Here is an 18,156-nt window from a genome sequence, read left to right on the forward strand (position 1 = left end):
TTAATAAAAAACGCGCCTTCTGGCGCGTTCTTGAGCCACAAAAGATTAAGCTACAGAATCTTTTAAGCCTTTACCTGCTTTAAAGCTAGGCACTTTGCTTGCTTTAATTTGTAATTCTTCACCAGTTTTAGGATTACGGCCAGTACGAGCCGCGCGTTCTTTCACGCCAAAAGTACCGAAACCCACTAGAGTTACAGTATCACCCTGTTTAAGCGCTTCTGTAATTGAAGCAATAGTCGCATCCAATGCCTTACCAGCATCAGTTTTAGACAATCCCCCTTTTTCTGCAATCGCATCAATTAATTCTGATTTATTCATGAAGATAACGTCCTCTTGATATCGTTTGTTTAAGAACCAAGGCTGTAGTTTAAAAGGCCATGACGCCTTTATAGCAATGCTTTAGGGGAAAACGCAATACTGAAAAATAAGATTTCGCAAAAATTAATGCTAAAAAAATGTTGAAAAATTAGGAAAGTTAAGATTCAGACTGCTTTTTCAACTCTTGTTCTTTCAATATCTGGTTTTCTTTTACTAAAACGTCAACCTTATGATGTAATTGTAATATTAACTGTTCCAGATGTTGAATATCTTTAGTAGTAGCCAGTCCGATCCTGCTTAATGAATTCTGAATACTGTGATCTATAGATTTTTCTACGCCATCCTTGATTTCATGAACCGGATTTCGAGAGGGTTCAGTTATTTTACTACCAGCTTCAGCAGAATCTGATGTCTTAGATTCCAGCTCTTCTCCAACCTTGACCAGTGAGTCAAATAATTTATTTCCTTCTTCTTCAGCACGAGAAAATGCACCCAAGCCAGCCAGCCAAATCTGTTTAGTATATTTTCTGAAATCCAGAGCAGACTTTCGGCCGCTTCTTGTACTGTTCTTGGTTCCAGGAATTTTTCTATTTAATGTTGTTTCTTCAACCAGATCCGTTTTGGTATTATCCATTTAAACAATCTCCTGAATATTTTATAAACATTATACTGCATTTAGCTACAAAAATAGCCCTATAATAACAACGCCCGGGCTTGATCGTTTGATTAAACTGTTCTACAAAGCACATTAAATCAGTAAATTATTAAGAGTATGCAGCAGTCTCAGTTCGGGTTAGAGACGGGACGCTCTATTAAATACTAAAGGATAAAGATATATGAGCGAGTCGCAACAAAGAACAAATCATCATTTGTTGCTCACCATTGTGATGATCGTACTGGAAACGGTTTTTTCTTTTGTGTTGAAGCATGATCGGGTCGTTCGCGTACACGCCAAAAGATTTGTTGAAAAGCAAATCGTACTTAAAATTAATAGTTATCTACCCTACTTTGATTTTTATGTACAGTTTAGTCCTCATGGTTTGCTTTTTGACAGCCGTGCTCCTGTAAAGCCGGTTGATTTAGAGATTAACTCCACCCTGCTAGATTTATTACGCATCATTATTTTCGGTAATCGTCGTAGTATTAAAGCCATGCGTATTGCAGGAGATCCTTTATTACGTGACGAGTTTCGTGATCTTATTTTACACTTTAGTGTACCAAAACTATTTGCTGACTGGCGTCAGTGGTTAAAAGAAGCCCCTCAAGAAGATGAAGTCATTGCATCAAGAAAACGTATTGCGCCTCTACTTGAAAAAATTGACCAGCAGCGAGTACAAATTAACTCACTTTTGGTGGAAGTAAAATTGCATAAAAGCCGTATTCGGCGCATTGAGCAAAAAAACAAATATTTAAAGCTATCTTTATTGGTTATAAGCCTGCTTTTTATTGCTTTATTGATATATACTTTATGGCCAAAATAAAAATATTTTTACTTAGGTTTTAAAACATTACAATTAACCGTAAAAAAACTTGACTATTTTAGTCGGGATTCTTAAAATCTATATATCTAGTCTCAACATGTGTATCGAGTCATGCGCTTAACCACTCGCGGTCGCTACGCAGTGACTGCTCTACTTGATTTAGCTTTGCAGCCAACTGAACAAACGATCACGCTAGCAGAAATTGCTGCCCGCCAAACTATTTCAGTCGCTTACCTTGAGCAGTTATTTGCAAAATTGAAGCGTCATGGTTTAGTTTCCAGTGTTCGCGGTGCTAATGGCGGTTATCACCTTGCACGAACTGCAGATGAAATTACTGTGTTAGAAATTATTGAAGCTGTAAATGAAACTGTTGATGCAACACGCTGCGACCATAAGGGTAACTGTCAAAATGGTGCAATGTGCTTGACTCACGATTTATGGCAAGAACTCTCCCATCACATTGCCGATTATCTTGCGAAAATCACTCTGGCTGATCTTGTAGCCCGTGACAACGTACAGACCGTTGCTATTCGCCAAAACGCACCAGGTTTTGATTCAGCTCTTTTATCGGTTACAGGTATTTGACATGAAACGTCCAATTTATCTTGATTATGCAGCAACTACGCCAGTTGACCCACAGGTTGCTGAACGTATGATGGAATGCTTAACCTTTGATGGTACTTTTGGTAATGCAGCTTCTCGCTCACATGCATATGGCTGGCAGGCAGAAGAAAAAGTTGAATACGCTCGCGAGCAGGTGGCCAATCTGGTTAAAGCTGATCCACGCGAAATTGTATGGACTTCGGGTGCAACAGAATCTGACAACCTTGCGCTCAAAGGTGTAGCTCAGTTCTATGCTTCCAAAGGCAAACACATTATTACCAGCAAAATTGAACATAAAGCTGTACTTGATACCTGCCGTGAGCTGGAAGAGCAAGGTTTTGAAGTTACTTACCTGGAACCACAGCCACAAACAGGTTTAATTACGCCTGAAATGGTTCAGGCAGCTCTTCGTCCGGATACTATTCTTGTATCTTTAATGATGGTTAACAACGAAATCGGTACCATTACTGATGTTGCTGCTATTGGTGAATTGACCCGTGCCAATAAAACCTTCTTCCATGTAGATGCTGCACAGGCAGCCGGTAAGGTTGAAATTGATCTTTCTACCATGAAAATTGATTTGATGAGTTTCTCAGCTCATAAAATATATGGCCCTAAAGGTATGGGCGCCCTTTATGTACGCCGCACTCCACGTGTACGTTTAAAGGCTCAGATGCATGGTGGTGGTCATGAGCGTGGCATGCGTTCTGGTACTCTGCCAACACATCAAATTGTTGGTATGGGCGAAGCATTCGAACTGGCAGGTAAAAACCTCCAAGCTGAACAGCAACGTCTACGTGTATTACGTGACAAGCTCTGGAATGGTCTGCAAGATCTTGAACAAGTTTTCTTAAATGGTCACCCGACTCAGAACGTTGCCAACTATTTAAATGTCAGCTTCAATTTCGTTGAGGGTGAATCTTTAATGATGGCGCTTAAAGATGCTGCAGTTTCAAGTGGTTCGGCCTGTACTTCTGCAACCCTCGAACCATCATATGTACTGCGTGCACTAGGTTTGTCAGACGAACTCGCACATAGCTCTATCCGCTTCAGTTTCGGCAAATATACAACTGAAGAAGATATTGATCACGTATTGGAAATTACCAAAGCTGCTGTTGAGAAATTACGTGAACTTTCTCCGCTTTGGGATATGTATAAAGAAGGTATCGACCTTTCTTCAGTTGAATGGGCTGAACACTGATTTATTGAAATAAGTGTTTTTACCCTCATATTAATATTAAGGCTGACCCCGAGGTTTGGAGAAGCATCATGGCTTATAGCGAAAAAGTAATTGATCATTACGAAAATCCCCGTAATGTGGGCGTGTTAGATAAAAACGCAGAAAATGTAGGTACTGGCATGGTGGGTGCACCAGCATGTGGTGACGTTATGCGTCTTCAAATTCAAGTGAACGATAGCGGTGTAATTGAAGAAGCACGTTTTAAAACTTATGGTTGTGGTTCTGCTATTGCTTCAAGCTCCCTAGTTACCGAATGGTTAAAAGGCAAGACTCTTGATCAGGCACAAGCGATCAAGAATATTGATATTGCGACTGAACTCGCATTACCGCCGGTTAAAGTTCACTGCTCTGTATTGGCAGAAGATGCGATTAAAGCAGCTATTGAAGATTATCGTAGCAAGAAATCTCAAGCCTGATTAGACGTATCCTAGATAAATTAATGGAGTTTTCATGATCCACTTAACTGAAACTGCTGCAACTCATATTCGAAATTACCTGCAGAACCGTGGTAAGGGTGAAGGCATTCGTATTGGTGTGAAAACTTCTGGTTGTTCCGGTTTGGCTTATGTTCTTGAATTTGTTGATGATATTAATGAACATGATCAAGTTTTTGACCAGGCCGGTGTAAAAGTCTTTGTAGATCCTAAAAGTCTGGTTTACCTGAATGGTCTAGAAATGGACTATGTAAAAAATGGCTTAAATGAAGGCTTTGAGTTCAACAACCCGAACCAGAAAGGTGAATGTGGTTGTGGTGAATCTTTCACAGTCTAAATTACCTTTCTCATGTATCGAAGTTAAAACAGTGCTTCTAGCACTGTTTTAACTGTATTTACCAGCCTGGAAATTATCTTTCATGAATCACTTTGAGTTGTTCAATCTTCCTGTAGCACTCGATATTGATTTGGCAATTTTAAAAAATCAGTTTTTAAAATTGCAGCAACAGTATCATCCAGATAAAGCCACAGATAAAGATCAAGCACTGATCAAATCAAGTGAAATCAATCAGGCATACAAAGTTTTATCACAGGTTGATAGCCGTGCAGCTTATTTGCTGGCCTTAAAAAAGCAGGACTATCATCTTGACCAATCTATTAATGATTTTGAATTCTTGCAGTCAGCTCTGGAAATTCGGGAACAGCTAGATGAAGCTACCGATACTGAGCAGCTTCAAACACTCAAAGAAGAAGTCAGACAATGGATCGATGGACTGGTCCGTGAATTCAAGATTGATTATCAGGAAGAAGACTGGGCTGAAGCACGTGATACTGTGCGTAAACTGCGTTTCTTTCAGAAAGTTCTGCATGATATTGATAAAGCTGAAGACCAGTTGTTAGATGATGACAGCTTTGATTTAGATGATGACTATTAATTTTATTTTTATTACTTGTTTACAAGGGATTTAATACATGGCTCTCTTGCAAATTGCTGAACCGGGTCAATCAAGTGCGCCACATGAACACCGTATTGCAATCGGAATTGACTTAGGAACCACGCACTCGCTTGTCGCGACCGTATTATCAGGAAAAACTAAAGTACTGAATGACGAACAAGGTCGTGTATTACTCCCATCTATTGTGCATTACGGCTTAGATTCGACTCACTATGGCGAAGACGCCAAGCCTTTTGTTACTAGTGACTCCAAAAACACCATTATTTCTGTTAAGCGCTTCATGGGACGCTCACAGACAGATATTAAATTTCAGCATCCATACACATTGTTGGGTGAAGCCAGTCAGATGCCTGCCTTTGAAACTGTACAAGGCCGTAAAACTCCTGTTGAGATTTCTGCAGATATTCTAAAGCAGTTAAAGAGCCGTGCTGAAGTAAGCTTACAAAATCCGGTAAATGGTGCAGTCATTACCGTACCAGCCTACTTTGATGAAGCTCAACGTCAGGCTACCCGTGATGCAGCTCAGCTTGCCGGACTTAATGTCTTACGTCTATTAAATGAACCTACAGCAGCAGCTGTAGCTTATGGTTTAGATCAGGCAACCAATCTCGCAACTGACCGTAACTATGTGATTTATGACCTAGGTGGTGGTACTTTTGACGTTTCAATTTTACGTTTCAGTCAAGGTGTATTTGAAGTTCTGGCTACTGGAGGCCATACAGCCTTAGGTGGTGATGATCTGGATCGGTTAATTGTAAAGTGGGCAAAAAAAGAACTTAATATTGAAACATTCAATAATCAGGAATATGCACAGGTATTATTTGCTGCACGTCGGGCAAAAGAAGCGTTAACAAATGCCGATTCGACCATGTTGACGATATTGGACCATACCTTACAGCTTGACCGCCCAACCTTTGAAAGCATTATTAAAGTTGCACTGGATAAAACGATTAGCGTCTGTAAACGTGTTTTGCGTGATGCTAAACTTGAATTATCGGATATTCAGAATGTTGTATTGGTTGGGGGATCTACTCGCTCTTATGCAGTCCAGCGTGCTGTTGCAGAAGTATTCAATCAGGAACCGCTTTGTACTATTAATCCGGATGAAGTTGTGGCAATTGGTGCAGCTATTACTGCGAACCAACTGATTGGTAATACTCAAGAAGGTTCATTATTATTAGATGTTACACCATTATCGCTTGGTCTTGAAACCATGGGTGGACTGGTAGAACGTCTGATTGGGCGTAACACCCCTATTCCGGTAGCTCGCCGCCAAGAATTTACGACTTATCAAGATGGTCAGACTGCTATGCTGATTCATGTCGTGCAAGGTGAACGTGATCTAGTAGAACACTGCCGCAGTTTGGGACGTTTTGTATTACATGGTATTCCACCTATGACTGCCGGACAGGCCCGTATCGAGGTCACCTTTCAGGTGGATGCGGATGGTTTGCTAACAGTAAGTGCCAAAGAAACTACGTCTGGTGTAAATGCCAAAATTGATATTAAACCTTCTTATGGCCTTTCAGAAGCAGATACTGAACGTTTACTCCTTGAGGGTTTCAAATATGCTGAAGAAGATAAAGATTTACGGCACCTACAAGAAACCAAAGTAGAAGCACAACGTGAACTGGAAGCACTGGAGCAAGCATTAAAGGTTGATGCCGAGCTTTTATCCAAAGACCAGTTAACCGAACTTCAAGCTGCAAAAAATGCTTTAAAAGGCCAATTGGAGCAAAATGATATTCATTCAATTGAGCAGGCAGTTAAACAGCTCAAAGTCCATAGTGATACTTTCGCAGCCTTACGTATGAATCAGCATATTGATCATGCATTAAAAGGTACTAAACTTGATGATTGGTCAAACTCAAACTAGAAAACAGGTAATGACTTATGCCACGTATTAAAGTTCTTCCGCATGCGCAAATTTGCCCAGAAGGTGCCGAGTTTGAAGTTGAACACAATGCCAATCTCTGTGAAAGCCTATTGAAAAATGGCATCAAAATTGAACATGCCTGTGATATGTCCTGTGCCTGTACGACTTGCCATGTCATTGTACGGCAGGGGTTCGACAGCCTTAAAGAAATGAATGATGTAGAAGCAGATCTACTAGACCGTGCTTGGGGGCTAGAGCCTGACTCTCGACTTTCCTGTCAGGTAAAAGTGGTAGAGGAAGATCTGGAAATTGAGATACCTAAATACACTATTAACCACGCTTCTGAAAATCACTAAAAAAAGCCCCTTACGTAAGGGGCTTTTTTAATAGGAACATTAATAACAAGAGTTTAAAACTGATCAACCTTCATATCATTAAAATTTTTACGATTTGAGGTATTCACATGTTCTTGCTCGACCGGCTTGATTTCATCAGCCAGATTAAGCTTAGCTACGCCATGAGAATTCGTTAATTTTTGCTGGGTACGGATGCGCTCAATCATTTGCTCCAGTACTTCCACCAGCTCACTATATTCAAAGTTTTCTACTTCTTCCAGATTAAGAATCAGATGAAATCCTTTATATTCATAATCAAACCATTGCTGATGCTCAAGCCGATGTACCGAGAATTTTTCCATAACTTGCCAAGTACGGACAGGTTCCTGAAATCCCTTTAAATAAATAGGTGTTTTAGGAATACACAGAAATTCACTTCTGATCAGTTTATAAGTTTCATCCGCAATCAGGATCTCGTCAATCTCGGCGGCATATTGTAGACGTGCAGCCAAATTAGCATCTCGACCCACAATCGTATAAGCCATACGATGAGCAGCACCATAATTACCCACATGGCAATATCCTGTACTGATCCCCATACGGATATGTAACGCCGGATATCCCATTTTTTTCCAACGTTCACGTAATAACTTCATCTGCTGGCGCATAGCAATTGCCATTTCGATACAAGTTTTCGCGTCCTGCTCTACGCCTTGACTATCTGGATCACCAAAGAAAATCAGTATGGCATCACCCATAAATTTATCAACGGTAGCGCCATATTGCTTGGCGATATCTGTCATATGGCTCAGATATTCATTTAATAAAAATGCCAGATCATCAGGAATCAGAGTCTCAGAAAGTTCAGTAAATCCTTGGATATCTGAAAAAAAGATTGTCATTTTTTTTCGTTTGTATTCAATTTTAGCCTCTACTTCACCATTCATAATCTGCTGACAGAGCTGTAAAGGAGCATAGCGGCTTAACTGATTTGCAAACTCAATATAACGGTTCATTTGTTCAAAATAGTAAAGACGCTGCTGATCGAGCTTTTGAATATGCTGATTCTGATAATAATTACCTAAATTAATAAAAATGATGAGGCATAATAAACCGATGACTGTCAGTTCTGGTGAAGTAACTTCAAAGTACTGGAGAGTGCCAAAGACAAACAGGCTATGAAAATAAAAAATAATTATGCTCAGTAAGGCAGCAACCGAAGCCATCAAAAAAGAAATTTTATTATTGATTGATGTGTAAACCAGACCAAAGATAGCTAGAAAAGTAAGGGTCAAGCTCAGGTGTACAGCAGCCAATGTAGTGGCCACAACAATCACATCTAGTAAGAATAATATATTTCTTTTTATTTTATAGTCAAAGCGGTACTTCAACCAACGCTCTAGGCGCCGGCTTACTAGTAAAATCCCCAAAAAAGCAAATGGAAGATAAATTTGATAATTGGTCTCTGGAGCGGTGAAATAATAGATCACCACTGTCAAAGACAGCATGAGATAACCAATTAATCGATGTATAAACTCGAAATGTAAAGGATGCTGCTTTCCTGTTACACGGTTTAGCGACACTCCCGCTCTCCAGTGACTGCGTGAAGACCATACCGGTAGCATGGTCTTGAACAGGTGTCTACTACTAATCCATACGCCAATCAAACGGCATATCACCCTGACCACGCAGCGCCAGCATTAATGTCTGACGCATATGTGCCAGAACATCATTGGTATAAGGTACAGCAGGTGTACCCCATACAGGTTTAGGCCATGCAACATCATTCTGATAGCGAACAACATGATGGAAATGCAATTGTGGAACCATATTGCCCAAAGCAGCTACATTCATTTTATCTGCCCGGAACACACGGGCAAGCTGACTTGATAGCCAGCTTGATTCGCGTAAGAATTGTTCTTGGTCAGCTTGGCTAAGTTCGTATAATTCAGTAATGCCAGGTACACGTGGCACAAGGATAAGCCACGGGAATTGCATATCATTCATCAGACGACATGTTGAAAGCGGAAAATCGCCAACAAAAAAAGTATCTTGAGCAAGTTGTGGATGCAAACTAAACATATCTTTATAAATGATGCAATAACAATGATAGCTAATACTATCACATCCAATATGGTGTGAATATTCTGAGAACTGCCTTTCCTTACAAATAATTATTAATTTATCTCAAATTTTATAAGTCCAAGATAAATGAATAAAGGTACCTGTTGCTTTAAGTTTTTTTTATTACTTACTGATACTTAACCCGTCAAAAAGGTTTGCGAAGACTTGTTCAGTCCTCGCCTTATTTTAGCGATTTAAGTCTGCAGTTAACTGGTCAAGAAGTTTCAAAATAAACTCAATTCTTTGTTCATACTCTTCTAGCATGACCAGCACCTTTAAGCGTTGCCCACCCTCCATGCGAAAGTGAGTCGGCTGTTTTTGCATAAGCTGGATAATACTGATCGCCTGAACAGCTGTATCAGGTGAAAATTCGATACTTCCCCCGTGACTTCCAATATCCACCTTGGTAATTCCAAGTTGTTCCGCTTTCAGACGAATCTGATGCACACTGAATAACTGTTTGACTGGTTGCGGTGCAAGACCGAAACGGTCAACTAGCTCCATACGAATATTATCGAGCTTATCTTGTGTATCGGCATTACTGATACGCTTGTAAAACAAGAGCCGCTGGTGTACATCCCCTAAATATTCATCTGGAATGAGTGCTGGCATGTGCAGGTTAATCTCTGCAGTTAAGGAAAGCGGAGCATCAAAATTTGGGGTCTTGCCCTGCTGAATTGCTTTGGTCGCTTTTTCAAGCATTTCCATATATAGACTATAGCCAATAGCCTGCATAGAACCACTTTGCTGCTCACCTAACAGTTCACCTGCCCCACGGATTTCAAGATCTTCTGTAGCAAGCATAAAACCGGCGCCCAGATTAGAAGCACGTTGAATGGCATCTAAACGTTTCTCTGCATCACCTTTTAAAGCTTTAATCGAAGGTACCAGCAAGTAGGCATAAGCCTGATGATGGGAGCGCCCAACACGCCCACGTAATTGATGTAATTGTGCCAAACCTAATTTATCTGCCCGTTCAATAATAATAGTATTTGCATTAGGGACATCAATACCAGTTTCAATAATGGTCGAGCAAACCAGCACATTATACTGTTTGTGATAAAACTGTTGCATTACCTGCTCGAGTTCACGTTCACGCATTTGTCCATGTGCAACGGCAACTCGTGCTTCAGGAACAAGTGCACGGATATTCTCTGCAGTACGTTCAATACTGTCGACTTCATTATGAAGGAAATATACCTGACCACCGCGAAGTAATTCCCGCAAAATAGCCTCTTTGATAGAAGCATCAGTATGCTCCTGTACAAATGTCTTTACAGCCAGACGGCGTGCTGGTGGAGTGGCAATAATCGACAGGTCACGCATGCCTGAAAATGCCATATTTAATGTACGTGGAATCGGTGTTGCTGTCAGAGTAAGCATATCGACATCTGCACGCATTGCTTTAATACGCTCTTTATCACGCACCCCGAAACGGTGTTCTTCATCGACAATCATTAGTCCCAGATCTTTAAACTGTACATTTTCCTGTAAAAGTTTATGAGTCCCAATTACAATATCGACTTTACCGTCTGCAAGATCCTGAATATTTTTTACATGGGCCTTGTTTGAACCAAAACGAGATAGCACTTCAATACGAACCGGCCAGTCTGCAAAACGGTCTTTGAATGATTCATAGTGTTGCTGGGCTAACAGAGTTGTCGGTACCAGTACCGCGACCTGTTTATTATTCTGTACTGCTACAAAAGCGGCACGCATTGCCACTTCGGTTTTACCAAAGCCTACATCCCCACAGACCAGCCGGTCCATAGGCTCAGCTTTTTGCATATCATATAATGTCGCTTCAATAGCATTTGCCTGATCCAGGGTTTCTTCATAAGCAAAACCACTGGCAAACTGCATATACAGACTCTGATCTATTTCAAAAGCAAATCCGGGCTTGGCATGACGGCGGGCCTGAATATGCAGGAGTTCTGCAGCCACATCATGAATTTGCTCAAGTGCTTTCCGTTTAGCCTTGTTCCAGGCATCACTACCAATCTTATGTAGCGGAGCCAAATCCGGGTCACCGCCACTATAACGGCTAATAAGATGCAAGTTAGTAACGGGCACGTATACTTTCGCACCTTCTGCATAATCCAGCTGCAGAAACTCATACTCCTGATCATCAATACTTAAGGTAACCAGCCCTGCATAACGTCCTACACCATGGTCAATATGTACAACAGGTGCACCAATGCTCAGTTCAGTCAGACTACGAATTAAAAATTCTTCAGAAACTTCCTGTTGACGCTTGCGACGTCGCTGAACTACCCGGTGCTCATACAACTGATTTTCAGAAATAACGGTCAGCTGATCATTAATGATTAATCCACGCTCAAGTGGAGCAGTAGTAATTGCAATTTTATACTGATCATTCTGAAAAATATTGAAATTTGCAACAGTAGGAATATCACCCAGAGTCGAGCGTAAGGCATCACGTAAACTTTCGCGACGTCCTGCACTTTCAGTTACCAGTAAAACTGGATGCTGAGCGTTATCGATATATTCTTTAACCTGATGAAATGGTTTTTCATGTTTAGGATTAACCGGAAGCCGGGGCGGCTCTGAAACCGCCATATTTATCACACCCGCCTTTTCTTCAAATTGTTCAGATGATGCAATAATTCGGGGAAAATGATTGAGTAACTCAAGTAAAGCATTCGGTTTTAAGAATAAATCTTCTGGTGGCAGAATAGGCTGGTCTGCATTATGACGTCGATCTTCATAACGACGATTAACATCCTTCCAGAAGGTGATCAAACATTCATCTAAATCCCTATCTGTAATGACAATGGAATGCTGAGGTAAGTATGCCGATAGCATACCTTGAGTTTGAATTGACTGTTTACTAAAGAATAATGGCAGATAGAAATCAATACCCGGTGATGCAATACCTTCCATGACATCCTGATAAATAGGATTCTTTTTTGGATTGGCAGTCGGAAAGCTCTCAGCATAACGGTCACGGAAGGTAGAACGTCCGTCCTTTAACGGAAACTCTTTTGCTGGTAGAACCTTGAATTGAGTTAAATTACTTGTTGTTCTCTGAGTTTCCGGATCAAAAAATTTAAGGCTATCAATTTCATCATCAAACAGATCTATACGGATGGGTGCCTCCTGACCCGAAGCATAGATATCCATAATACTACCGCGTACCGCGAACTCTCCATGATCGTAAACTGTATCTACTAAAAGATAACCAGCCTGTACCAGACGTAGTTTCTGCTGTTCAAGATCAAATTTTTGACCGACACGTATATCGAAATGCTCGCCTAATATCCAGGAAGTTGGAGCAACTCGCTGTGCCAATGTAGAGGCTGAAAGTAGTAATATGCCCTGCTGAGGCATATTAGAAAGTATAGCCAGGCGCTCCGAGACAATATCCTGATGGGGAGATAACCGGTCATAAGGCAGGATTTCCCAATCCGGGAAAATAATCGGTTTTATACCGTAAAACTCCAGCTCACTCTCGAGCTGGGCTACATGCTGGTTATTTTTAGCCACCAAGACTAATAATTGCCGTGATTGTTCAGCAATTTCTTTAAGCAATAGTGCGGCTGAAGAACCAAGTAAAGAGCCTACCCAGCGCTTTTCACCTGCTTTCAATTGTTTTAAATTAAGTTGAGAGATTTCTTTCTGGAACATGTAGATAGATTTAGGCCTAAATGTCATTGCCCATAATATCATGATGTTTTTTGGCTTTTGGTTATTTTTAATAAAGACCTTGAAGAATAAAACTATCTATACCCTATCTCGCAGAAATTTTTTATAGTAGCTATTCAGCTTTTCAATAACTTTTTTCAGTTCTTTTAAATTTTGCTCATTATTTCCCAAGCGCTCAACATAACGGCCTGTGGCAATTTCCAGATCTATTTTTTCATTAATCTGCAAACTGATTTCAAATAATTTTTTTAAATCTTGAAAATTTTCAAGCTTACGATTTGAAAAATATTCAAGACGATTATTTAAATCACTTAGCACAATCCCATCAACGATAGGCCCTTGGTCTTGATCAAAGTGAATATTTTGTTCACGTAAATAGGATTGTTCTTCGGTCTCTTTAGCTGTAGTTTTGAAGAGTCGGGCAATTTTGTTAAACATATTTCTAAATCACAGATTAAAATATAAATTTTGAGTCTAAATATAGATTATCAAAATAAACAGATTGAATAGGAAGATAATAGCTTAAAAAGCTTAGGCTATTCAGATCAAAATAAAAAGCACTTTTATGCAAGTGCTTTTTACTGGTATTTAATGCAGTTTTTTTGCGCTTTAGTTAGCTACCGTATTGCTCTTGAAGATAACGAACAATTTTTGCTGACTCAAACATCTTAGTATTAGTATTTGGATCTATCAGATAAGGGACCTGAATATCTCGCCCCATTACCTGCATGACTTGCTCACGTTTCCCACCAGAAACAGGCACATACTTGCCTGGCTTAAGTCTTAATTTTGCTGGCCCCATATCTTGCCAGCGTTCCTTAGCAACATTATGCAAAATATATGGAATTTCCAGCTCACTCATTACGCTACGAACTACGCGTGAATAAGGGCTGCCTTCAAAACTCCATAATTCTAGTAATTGCTCAGGCGCATCACCTGTATTGACCTTAGAAAAAGCACCTCTCAACCCATTAACAAGAGTTCCCACAATAGCAACATAAGGTATTTTCGGATAATTCTGATAGGCTTTAGGTACTCGCCCATTCCTGCCATAGTACTTGAATAAGTGAGCAATAATCTGCTCCGATTCATACAGTTTGTCGCCGGTGTTTTCATCAATCAGAAAAGGAAATTGCAGTTTACCGCCCTCTTTTTGGACTATGGGCCTGAAACGGGTACCATTACGTGGACAAGGGTAGATTTCCACATCCAGATTTAAAAGTGTCAATACTTCCCGTACACGACGGCAAAATGGTGAAGCTTCAAACTCATAAAGCTTGAGTGGTTTTTCGGGCTGATGAGGATGGGGCGTTCCCGATACACCTCTTCCACCTTCTGTAAAACTAGAAACCAGCGCCTGAATTACTTTAGTTTGATGATTCACCATATTTTTTCCTTATAATTATGCTTCTACAAGCTTTTCTTTCGATATGACAATACCATTATTATCGGCATAAATATAATCACCGGCATGAATAGTCACTCCACCAAAATACAAAGTTATATCAACTTCGCCAATGCCTTTACGGTTACTTTTTTGTGGAATAGCAGCCAATGCATGCACCCCCAGATCCAGCTCTGCAATTGCATCAACATCACGTACACAGCCATAAATAATTACGCCATTCCAATGATTCTTTACAGCTGATTCAGCAATCATGTCACCCATAAGTGCACATCGCATGGAAGCACCGCCATCTACTACCAGTACTTTACCCGTTCCATCTGTAGCAAGAAGCTCTTTCACCCTTGAGTTGTCTTCGAAACATTTTACTGTAACCACTTGTCCACCAAAGGTTTTACGCAACCCGTAACTTTTGAAGTATTTACCATCAATTGATGGACACATTACTTGTAGTTCTTTATCAGGATTATCATCTAGCAGGTCACAGGTTACGAATTCTGTATTCATGTCTTGTCTCCAATTACGGCATATTTTGTATAGCTAAATTATCAAAAACTTTATATTTTTCAGTCTGATTTTGCGCTGCCTTGACCATAGTATGAGCTACTTGCCGAGCTGTCACAGGTTTGTATTTAAAATTACCAGGAATATATTTTTCAACTGTACGAAACAGGTTCTGGCTTAAATCCTCCAGAATACGGCTTTCCTGACGCTCTCCGAGCAATAGCGAAGGCCTTATAAATGATATCCGGTTCATATCCATGCTTTGGATATAATCTTCAAGCTCACCTTTAACCCGGTTATAAAAAAATATAGATTCAGATGCTGCACCCATTGCACTTACCAAGAGGAAATGTAGCACATCATCCTGAACCAGCTCAGCAAAATGGGCATTAATGCCGAAATCAGTATTATAAAATGCCTGTTTAGAACCTGCTTTTTTGATGGTAGTGCCAAGACAGCTAAATGCATGAGTATGGCCACTTACATCCTCATCATTTAACATAAAAAAGTCAGATACGACCAACTGCTTTACTTTAGACATTTGCTTATATTCGGCATCTTCTTGCCGCACTGCTACAGTAATGCGTTCACATTCAGCCAGTTGATGTAATTCTCGAACTAGCTCTCGTCCAACTAGCCCTGTTGCTCCAATTACGATGGCACTTTTGATATTTTCAGTCATTTTTTAGCCTATCTTCTTAAATTTCCTATAATCTAACGTTTTCTTTCATTTTTATCTTCAAGTAAAATGTTGTGAAAGCGTCGCGACACTTGACTTCGGCGTGCCATTTCATCAAAATATGGCACTTGTTTACGGGCTGGTTATGGTGTCTTCTGGTGAAGGTCAGTTTCAACTACAGCCCGCCCAGACCAATCTATTTCAAGGAGTGCAAGAGTGGCAAACTCTGCTCAGGCAAAAAAACGTGCGCGTCAAAACGTTACAGCGCGCAAACACAACGCGAGCTTGCGTTCTATGGTTCGTACCTACATCAAGCGTACTTTAAGTGCAATTGCTGCTGGTGATTATGCAGTAGCTACAGAAGCTTATAAAAAAGCTGTTCCTGTAATCGACCGTATGGCTGATAAAGGCATCATCCATAAAAATAAAGCAGCTCGTCATAAGAGCCGCTTAAACACTCAAGTTAAAGCTCTAGCTTCTAACTAAGTGATATATGTAAAAAAGCCCTATAATGGGCTTTTTTTCTGGCTAAAATTTCTCTAGCTCAGTTTTTTTTGCTATTTAGAGTAGTAGATATTATTAAAAATAAGAATACTGATATTATTTTGTATGAAATTTAAAGGATTATTACTTGTATCCTCTGACTTACTGAATATTTTTTATCTATCAACTATTATAGAATTTTCTACGGAACCTGTCAGTCGTTATCCTCAGGAAATGTTTGCTTGCTGGGCCTGAAACTGCTGAATAGACAGCTCTTTTAACTCACCTCGCCAAATCCACTTCAGTTTACTATGGTCAAAATCTTCACCTTCAAACCATACAAATAATCCCTCCATCATTTGTGGCCAGTCGGCTTGGCTAATTTGTGTGTGTCCGGAAATTATGGCGACAATAGCAGCAATAATGGTGTCATGACTTACTGCCAGACTTAGACCTCGACAGTTCTGCGGATGAGTGCTGTAAATCAGCTCAAGTACATCCATTACGCCCATAATAGGGTTCTTCATACCAGGTAATGTGTTATTGACAAAACTGTTGATAAAGCCCAGTGCACCCTGCTGTTTAAAATAAGGTGCAGCCTGCTGGATATCTAGTACAAAGCTTCCAGGTTCTACCAGTAGACCCTGCTCAACAATTTCAATCGAATGTGTATTTAAAGCCGGAGTTACCTGATCTGCCCCTTCAATCATCAAAGCAGCTGTATCAATACAGCGCTGAATAGGGCTCGAAATACAATGCTGAATCAAGCGATCCGTATTTTTAATGAGATAAGCACCCCATTCATGGGCTAAGTCACGGCCTTGTTCTGTTAACTGCAGGTCGTACCCCGCCAATCCCTGCCCTGCTACAATTTCTCTTAAAGAATGCCGTGTAAACAAGGTTACAGGAGCTGAGGCTTCAGGTAACAGTTCCAAGGCTTTATGCATACTGGGCGGCAGTAACTTCAGCGACATAGAATTTCTTAATAACTCAATTTATCTATTACTATAGCATGAGAGTGAGCTGATGTTCAGGTTAAAGCTTTACTTGCGCTAAAGCCTCAAGCGAGAGAGTCCGGGTTACCTGATTAGTAAATGCTATAAACCCGTTATTTAATACACTGCTACGCGCATTATAGGTAAAAGGCTCTTTCTGTAAACTCAACAGGCCACCACCGATACTTTCCAAAAGCCCCTGCCCGGCGCTTGTATCCCATTCAGAAGTCGGGTGAAAGCGCGGGTAAATATCGATCACGCCTTCTAGCATCATACAAAATTTATAAGCACTCCCCGCTTCACGTCGTACCACGGGGTACTGCTGCGCAATATGATCCATAAATTGCTGATAGCGTATATCTTTGCTGCCGTGGCTTAACCCTACCTGGATTTGCTTATAATCTGCTAGATTTTGCTGATACTGATACCATTGCCGCTGACTGAATTGATAGCGAAATGGTAAATCTTGAAGATAGCCCATGTACATGCGCTTTTCACAAGGTACAACAATGACTGAAAATATAGTTTTATGATGCCTAATCAAGCTGAGATTAATCGTAAACTCATCACGTTCATGAATGAATTCTTTAGTGCCGTCAAGAGGATCTAGCAGCCAGCAAAGCGGCCATTGATGACGTTTTGAATAATAACTTTCTTCTGATAAAACTGGTATTTCAGGTGTGAGATATGCCAACTGTTCCAGTATATAATGATTAATCTTTAAGTCAGCTTGAGTTACAGGTGACTGGTCTATTTTTTTATTAATATTAAAATCATTTCCTGCACAATAACCCTCATACTCTTCTAAAAGAGTTTGGCCAGCTTGCTCAAGCATAGGTAAAAGCTTAAGCATAAGTTCATCTGTAGGTGCTTGAGATTGAATAAACATAAATACAGAGTCCGGACTTGGATGTGTTAAGGCTACCACTAACTTTCATCATTTGCTTGTATACGAAAGTGAAATATATTTTTATCTTCTCTCAGTTTTAGTTATTAAAACATTATATTTTAATAATAGAGCTCCTATTATAAATCAAGAACGTGATACATATCACAC

20 protein-coding genes are annotated in these 18,156 nt (G+C 40.2%); 9 read left to right on the forward strand and 11 right to left on the reverse strand.

What is annotated here, in order from left to right; all coding sequences use genetic code 11:
* Positions 1-45: 45 nt before the first annotated feature.
* Positions 46-318, reverse strand: a complete 273-nt coding sequence (gene hbs / locus J502_RS11785) for a non-specific DNA-binding protein Hbs (protein ID WP_005014561.1) — start codon at positions 316-318, stop codon at positions 46-48.
* A gap of 157 nt (positions 319-475) precedes the next feature.
* Positions 476-952 carry a phasin family protein gene (locus J502_RS11790; RefSeq protein WP_005014562.1) on the reverse strand — a complete coding sequence of 159 codons (477 nt, stop codon included), beginning with the start codon at positions 950-952 and terminating at the stop codon, positions 476-478.
* A 202-nt stretch (positions 953-1,154) separates the two neighbouring features.
* Here J502_RS11790 and J502_RS11795 point away from each other — a divergent pair, with 202 nt between their 5' ends.
* The 8 genes from J502_RS11795 to fdx all read left to right on the forward strand — a co-directional run bounded on the left by J502_RS11795 (position 1,155) and on the right by fdx (position 7,264).
* Positions 1,155-1,799, forward strand: coding sequence for a hypothetical protein (locus J502_RS11795; RefSeq protein ID WP_034684225.1), 645 nt, complete (start codon positions 1,155-1,157; stop codon positions 1,797-1,799).
* A 111-nt stretch (positions 1,800-1,910) separates the two neighbouring features.
* Positions 1,911-2,384: an Rrf2 family transcriptional regulator gene (locus J502_RS11800; protein WP_005014565.1), complete on the forward strand. Its 474-nt coding sequence runs from the start codon at positions 1,911-1,913 to the stop codon at positions 2,382-2,384.
* Position 2,385: 1 nt separating this feature from the next.
* Entirely contained in the window at positions 2,386-3,603 is a 1,218-nt protein-coding gene (locus tag J502_RS11805; RefSeq protein WP_005014567.1) for an IscS subfamily cysteine desulfurase, read from the forward strand.
* A 68-nt stretch (positions 3,604-3,671) separates the two neighbouring features.
* Positions 3,672-4,058, forward strand: coding sequence for a Fe-S cluster assembly scaffold IscU (gene iscU / locus J502_RS11810; RefSeq protein ID WP_005014568.1), 387 nt, complete (start codon positions 3,672-3,674; stop codon positions 4,056-4,058).
* A gap of 34 nt (positions 4,059-4,092) precedes the next feature.
* Positions 4,093-4,413 (forward strand): iron-sulfur cluster assembly protein IscA, encoded by a 321-nt coding sequence (iscA, locus tag J502_RS11815; protein ID WP_005014569.1) that lies wholly within the window; start codon positions 4,093-4,095, stop codon positions 4,411-4,413.
* Positions 4,414-4,495: 82 nt separating this feature from the next.
* A complete protein-coding gene (gene hscB, locus J502_RS11820; protein WP_005014570.1) occupies positions 4,496-5,011 on the forward strand; it encodes a Fe-S protein assembly co-chaperone HscB in 516 nt (171 codons plus the stop codon).
* A gap of 37 nt (positions 5,012-5,048) precedes the next feature.
* Positions 5,049-6,908, forward strand: a complete 1,860-nt coding sequence (gene hscA, locus J502_RS11825) for a Fe-S protein assembly chaperone HscA (protein ID WP_005014571.1) — start codon at positions 5,049-5,051, stop codon at positions 6,906-6,908.
* 17 nt (positions 6,909-6,925) lie between these two features.
* Positions 6,926-7,264 carry an ISC system 2Fe-2S type ferredoxin gene (fdx, locus tag J502_RS11830; RefSeq protein ID WP_005014575.1) on the forward strand — a complete coding sequence of 113 codons (339 nt, stop codon included), beginning with the start codon at positions 6,926-6,928 and terminating at the stop codon, positions 7,262-7,264.
* 53 nt (positions 7,265-7,317) lie between these two features.
* Here the strand turns inward: fdx and J502_RS11835 are convergent, their stop codons facing one another.
* The 7 genes from J502_RS11835 to J502_RS11865 all read right to left on the reverse strand — a co-directional run bounded on the left by J502_RS11835 (position 7,318) and on the right by J502_RS11865 (position 15,624).
* Positions 7,318-8,826 (reverse strand): adenylate/guanylate cyclase domain-containing protein, encoded by a 1,509-nt coding sequence (locus tag J502_RS11835; RefSeq protein ID WP_005025692.1) that lies wholly within the window; start codon positions 8,824-8,826, stop codon positions 7,318-7,320.
* Positions 8,827-8,890: 64 nt separating this feature from the next.
* Positions 8,891-9,325, reverse strand: coding sequence for an HIT domain-containing protein (locus J502_RS11840; protein WP_005014577.1), 435 nt, complete (start codon positions 9,323-9,325; stop codon positions 8,891-8,893).
* Between the two features lie 228 nt (positions 9,326-9,553).
* Positions 9,554-13,015, reverse strand: a complete 3,462-nt coding sequence (mfd, locus tag J502_RS11845; RefSeq protein WP_005404176.1) for a transcription-repair coupling factor — start codon at positions 13,013-13,015, stop codon at positions 9,554-9,556.
* A 96-nt stretch (positions 13,016-13,111) separates the two neighbouring features.
* Positions 13,112-13,471 carry a hypothetical protein gene (locus J502_RS11850; protein ID WP_005014579.1) on the reverse strand — a complete coding sequence of 120 codons (360 nt, stop codon included), beginning with the start codon at positions 13,469-13,471 and terminating at the stop codon, positions 13,112-13,114.
* 175 nt (positions 13,472-13,646) lie between these two features.
* Positions 13,647-14,420, reverse strand: coding sequence for a glutathione S-transferase N-terminal domain-containing protein (locus J502_RS11855; protein ID WP_005014580.1), 774 nt, complete (start codon positions 14,418-14,420; stop codon positions 13,647-13,649).
* Positions 14,421-14,435: 15 nt separating this feature from the next.
* Complete coding sequence (gene rraA / locus J502_RS11860; RefSeq protein WP_005014582.1) at positions 14,436-14,945, reverse strand: ribonuclease E activity regulator RraA; 510 nt, start codon at positions 14,943-14,945, stop codon at positions 14,436-14,438.
* Between the two features lie 13 nt (positions 14,946-14,958).
* A complete protein-coding gene (locus tag J502_RS11865; protein WP_034684228.1) occupies positions 14,959-15,624 on the reverse strand; it encodes an NAD(P)H-binding protein in 666 nt (221 codons plus the stop codon).
* 213 nt (positions 15,625-15,837) lie between these two features.
* On the opposite strand from J502_RS11865, the gene rpsT reads away from it, so the two are divergent.
* Complete coding sequence (rpsT, locus tag J502_RS11870; protein WP_005014584.1) at positions 15,838-16,107, forward strand: 30S ribosomal protein S20; 270 nt, start codon at positions 15,838-15,840, stop codon at positions 16,105-16,107.
* Positions 16,108-16,331: 224 nt separating this feature from the next.
* Here rpsT and J502_RS11875 read toward each other — a convergent pair whose 3' ends face one another.
* Both J502_RS11875 and J502_RS11880 read right to left on the reverse strand, forming a co-directional pair.
* Positions 16,332-17,078, reverse strand: coding sequence for a phosphoglycerate mutase family protein (locus J502_RS11875; protein ID WP_034684230.1), 747 nt, complete (start codon positions 17,076-17,078; stop codon positions 16,332-16,334).
* Positions 17,079-17,139: 61 nt separating this feature from the next.
* Positions 17,140-17,988 carry a 3'(2'),5'-bisphosphate nucleotidase CysQ family protein gene (locus tag J502_RS11880; protein WP_034684233.1) on the reverse strand — a complete coding sequence of 283 codons (849 nt, stop codon included), beginning with the start codon at positions 17,986-17,988 and terminating at the stop codon, positions 17,140-17,142.
* Positions 17,989-18,156: the final 168 nt, after the last annotated feature.

The sequence above is a fragment of the Acinetobacter sp. 1294596 genome (genome assembly GCF_000582925.1).
GTDB classification, from domain to species: domain Bacteria; phylum Pseudomonadota; class Gammaproteobacteria; order Pseudomonadales; family Moraxellaceae; genus Acinetobacter; species Acinetobacter radioresistens.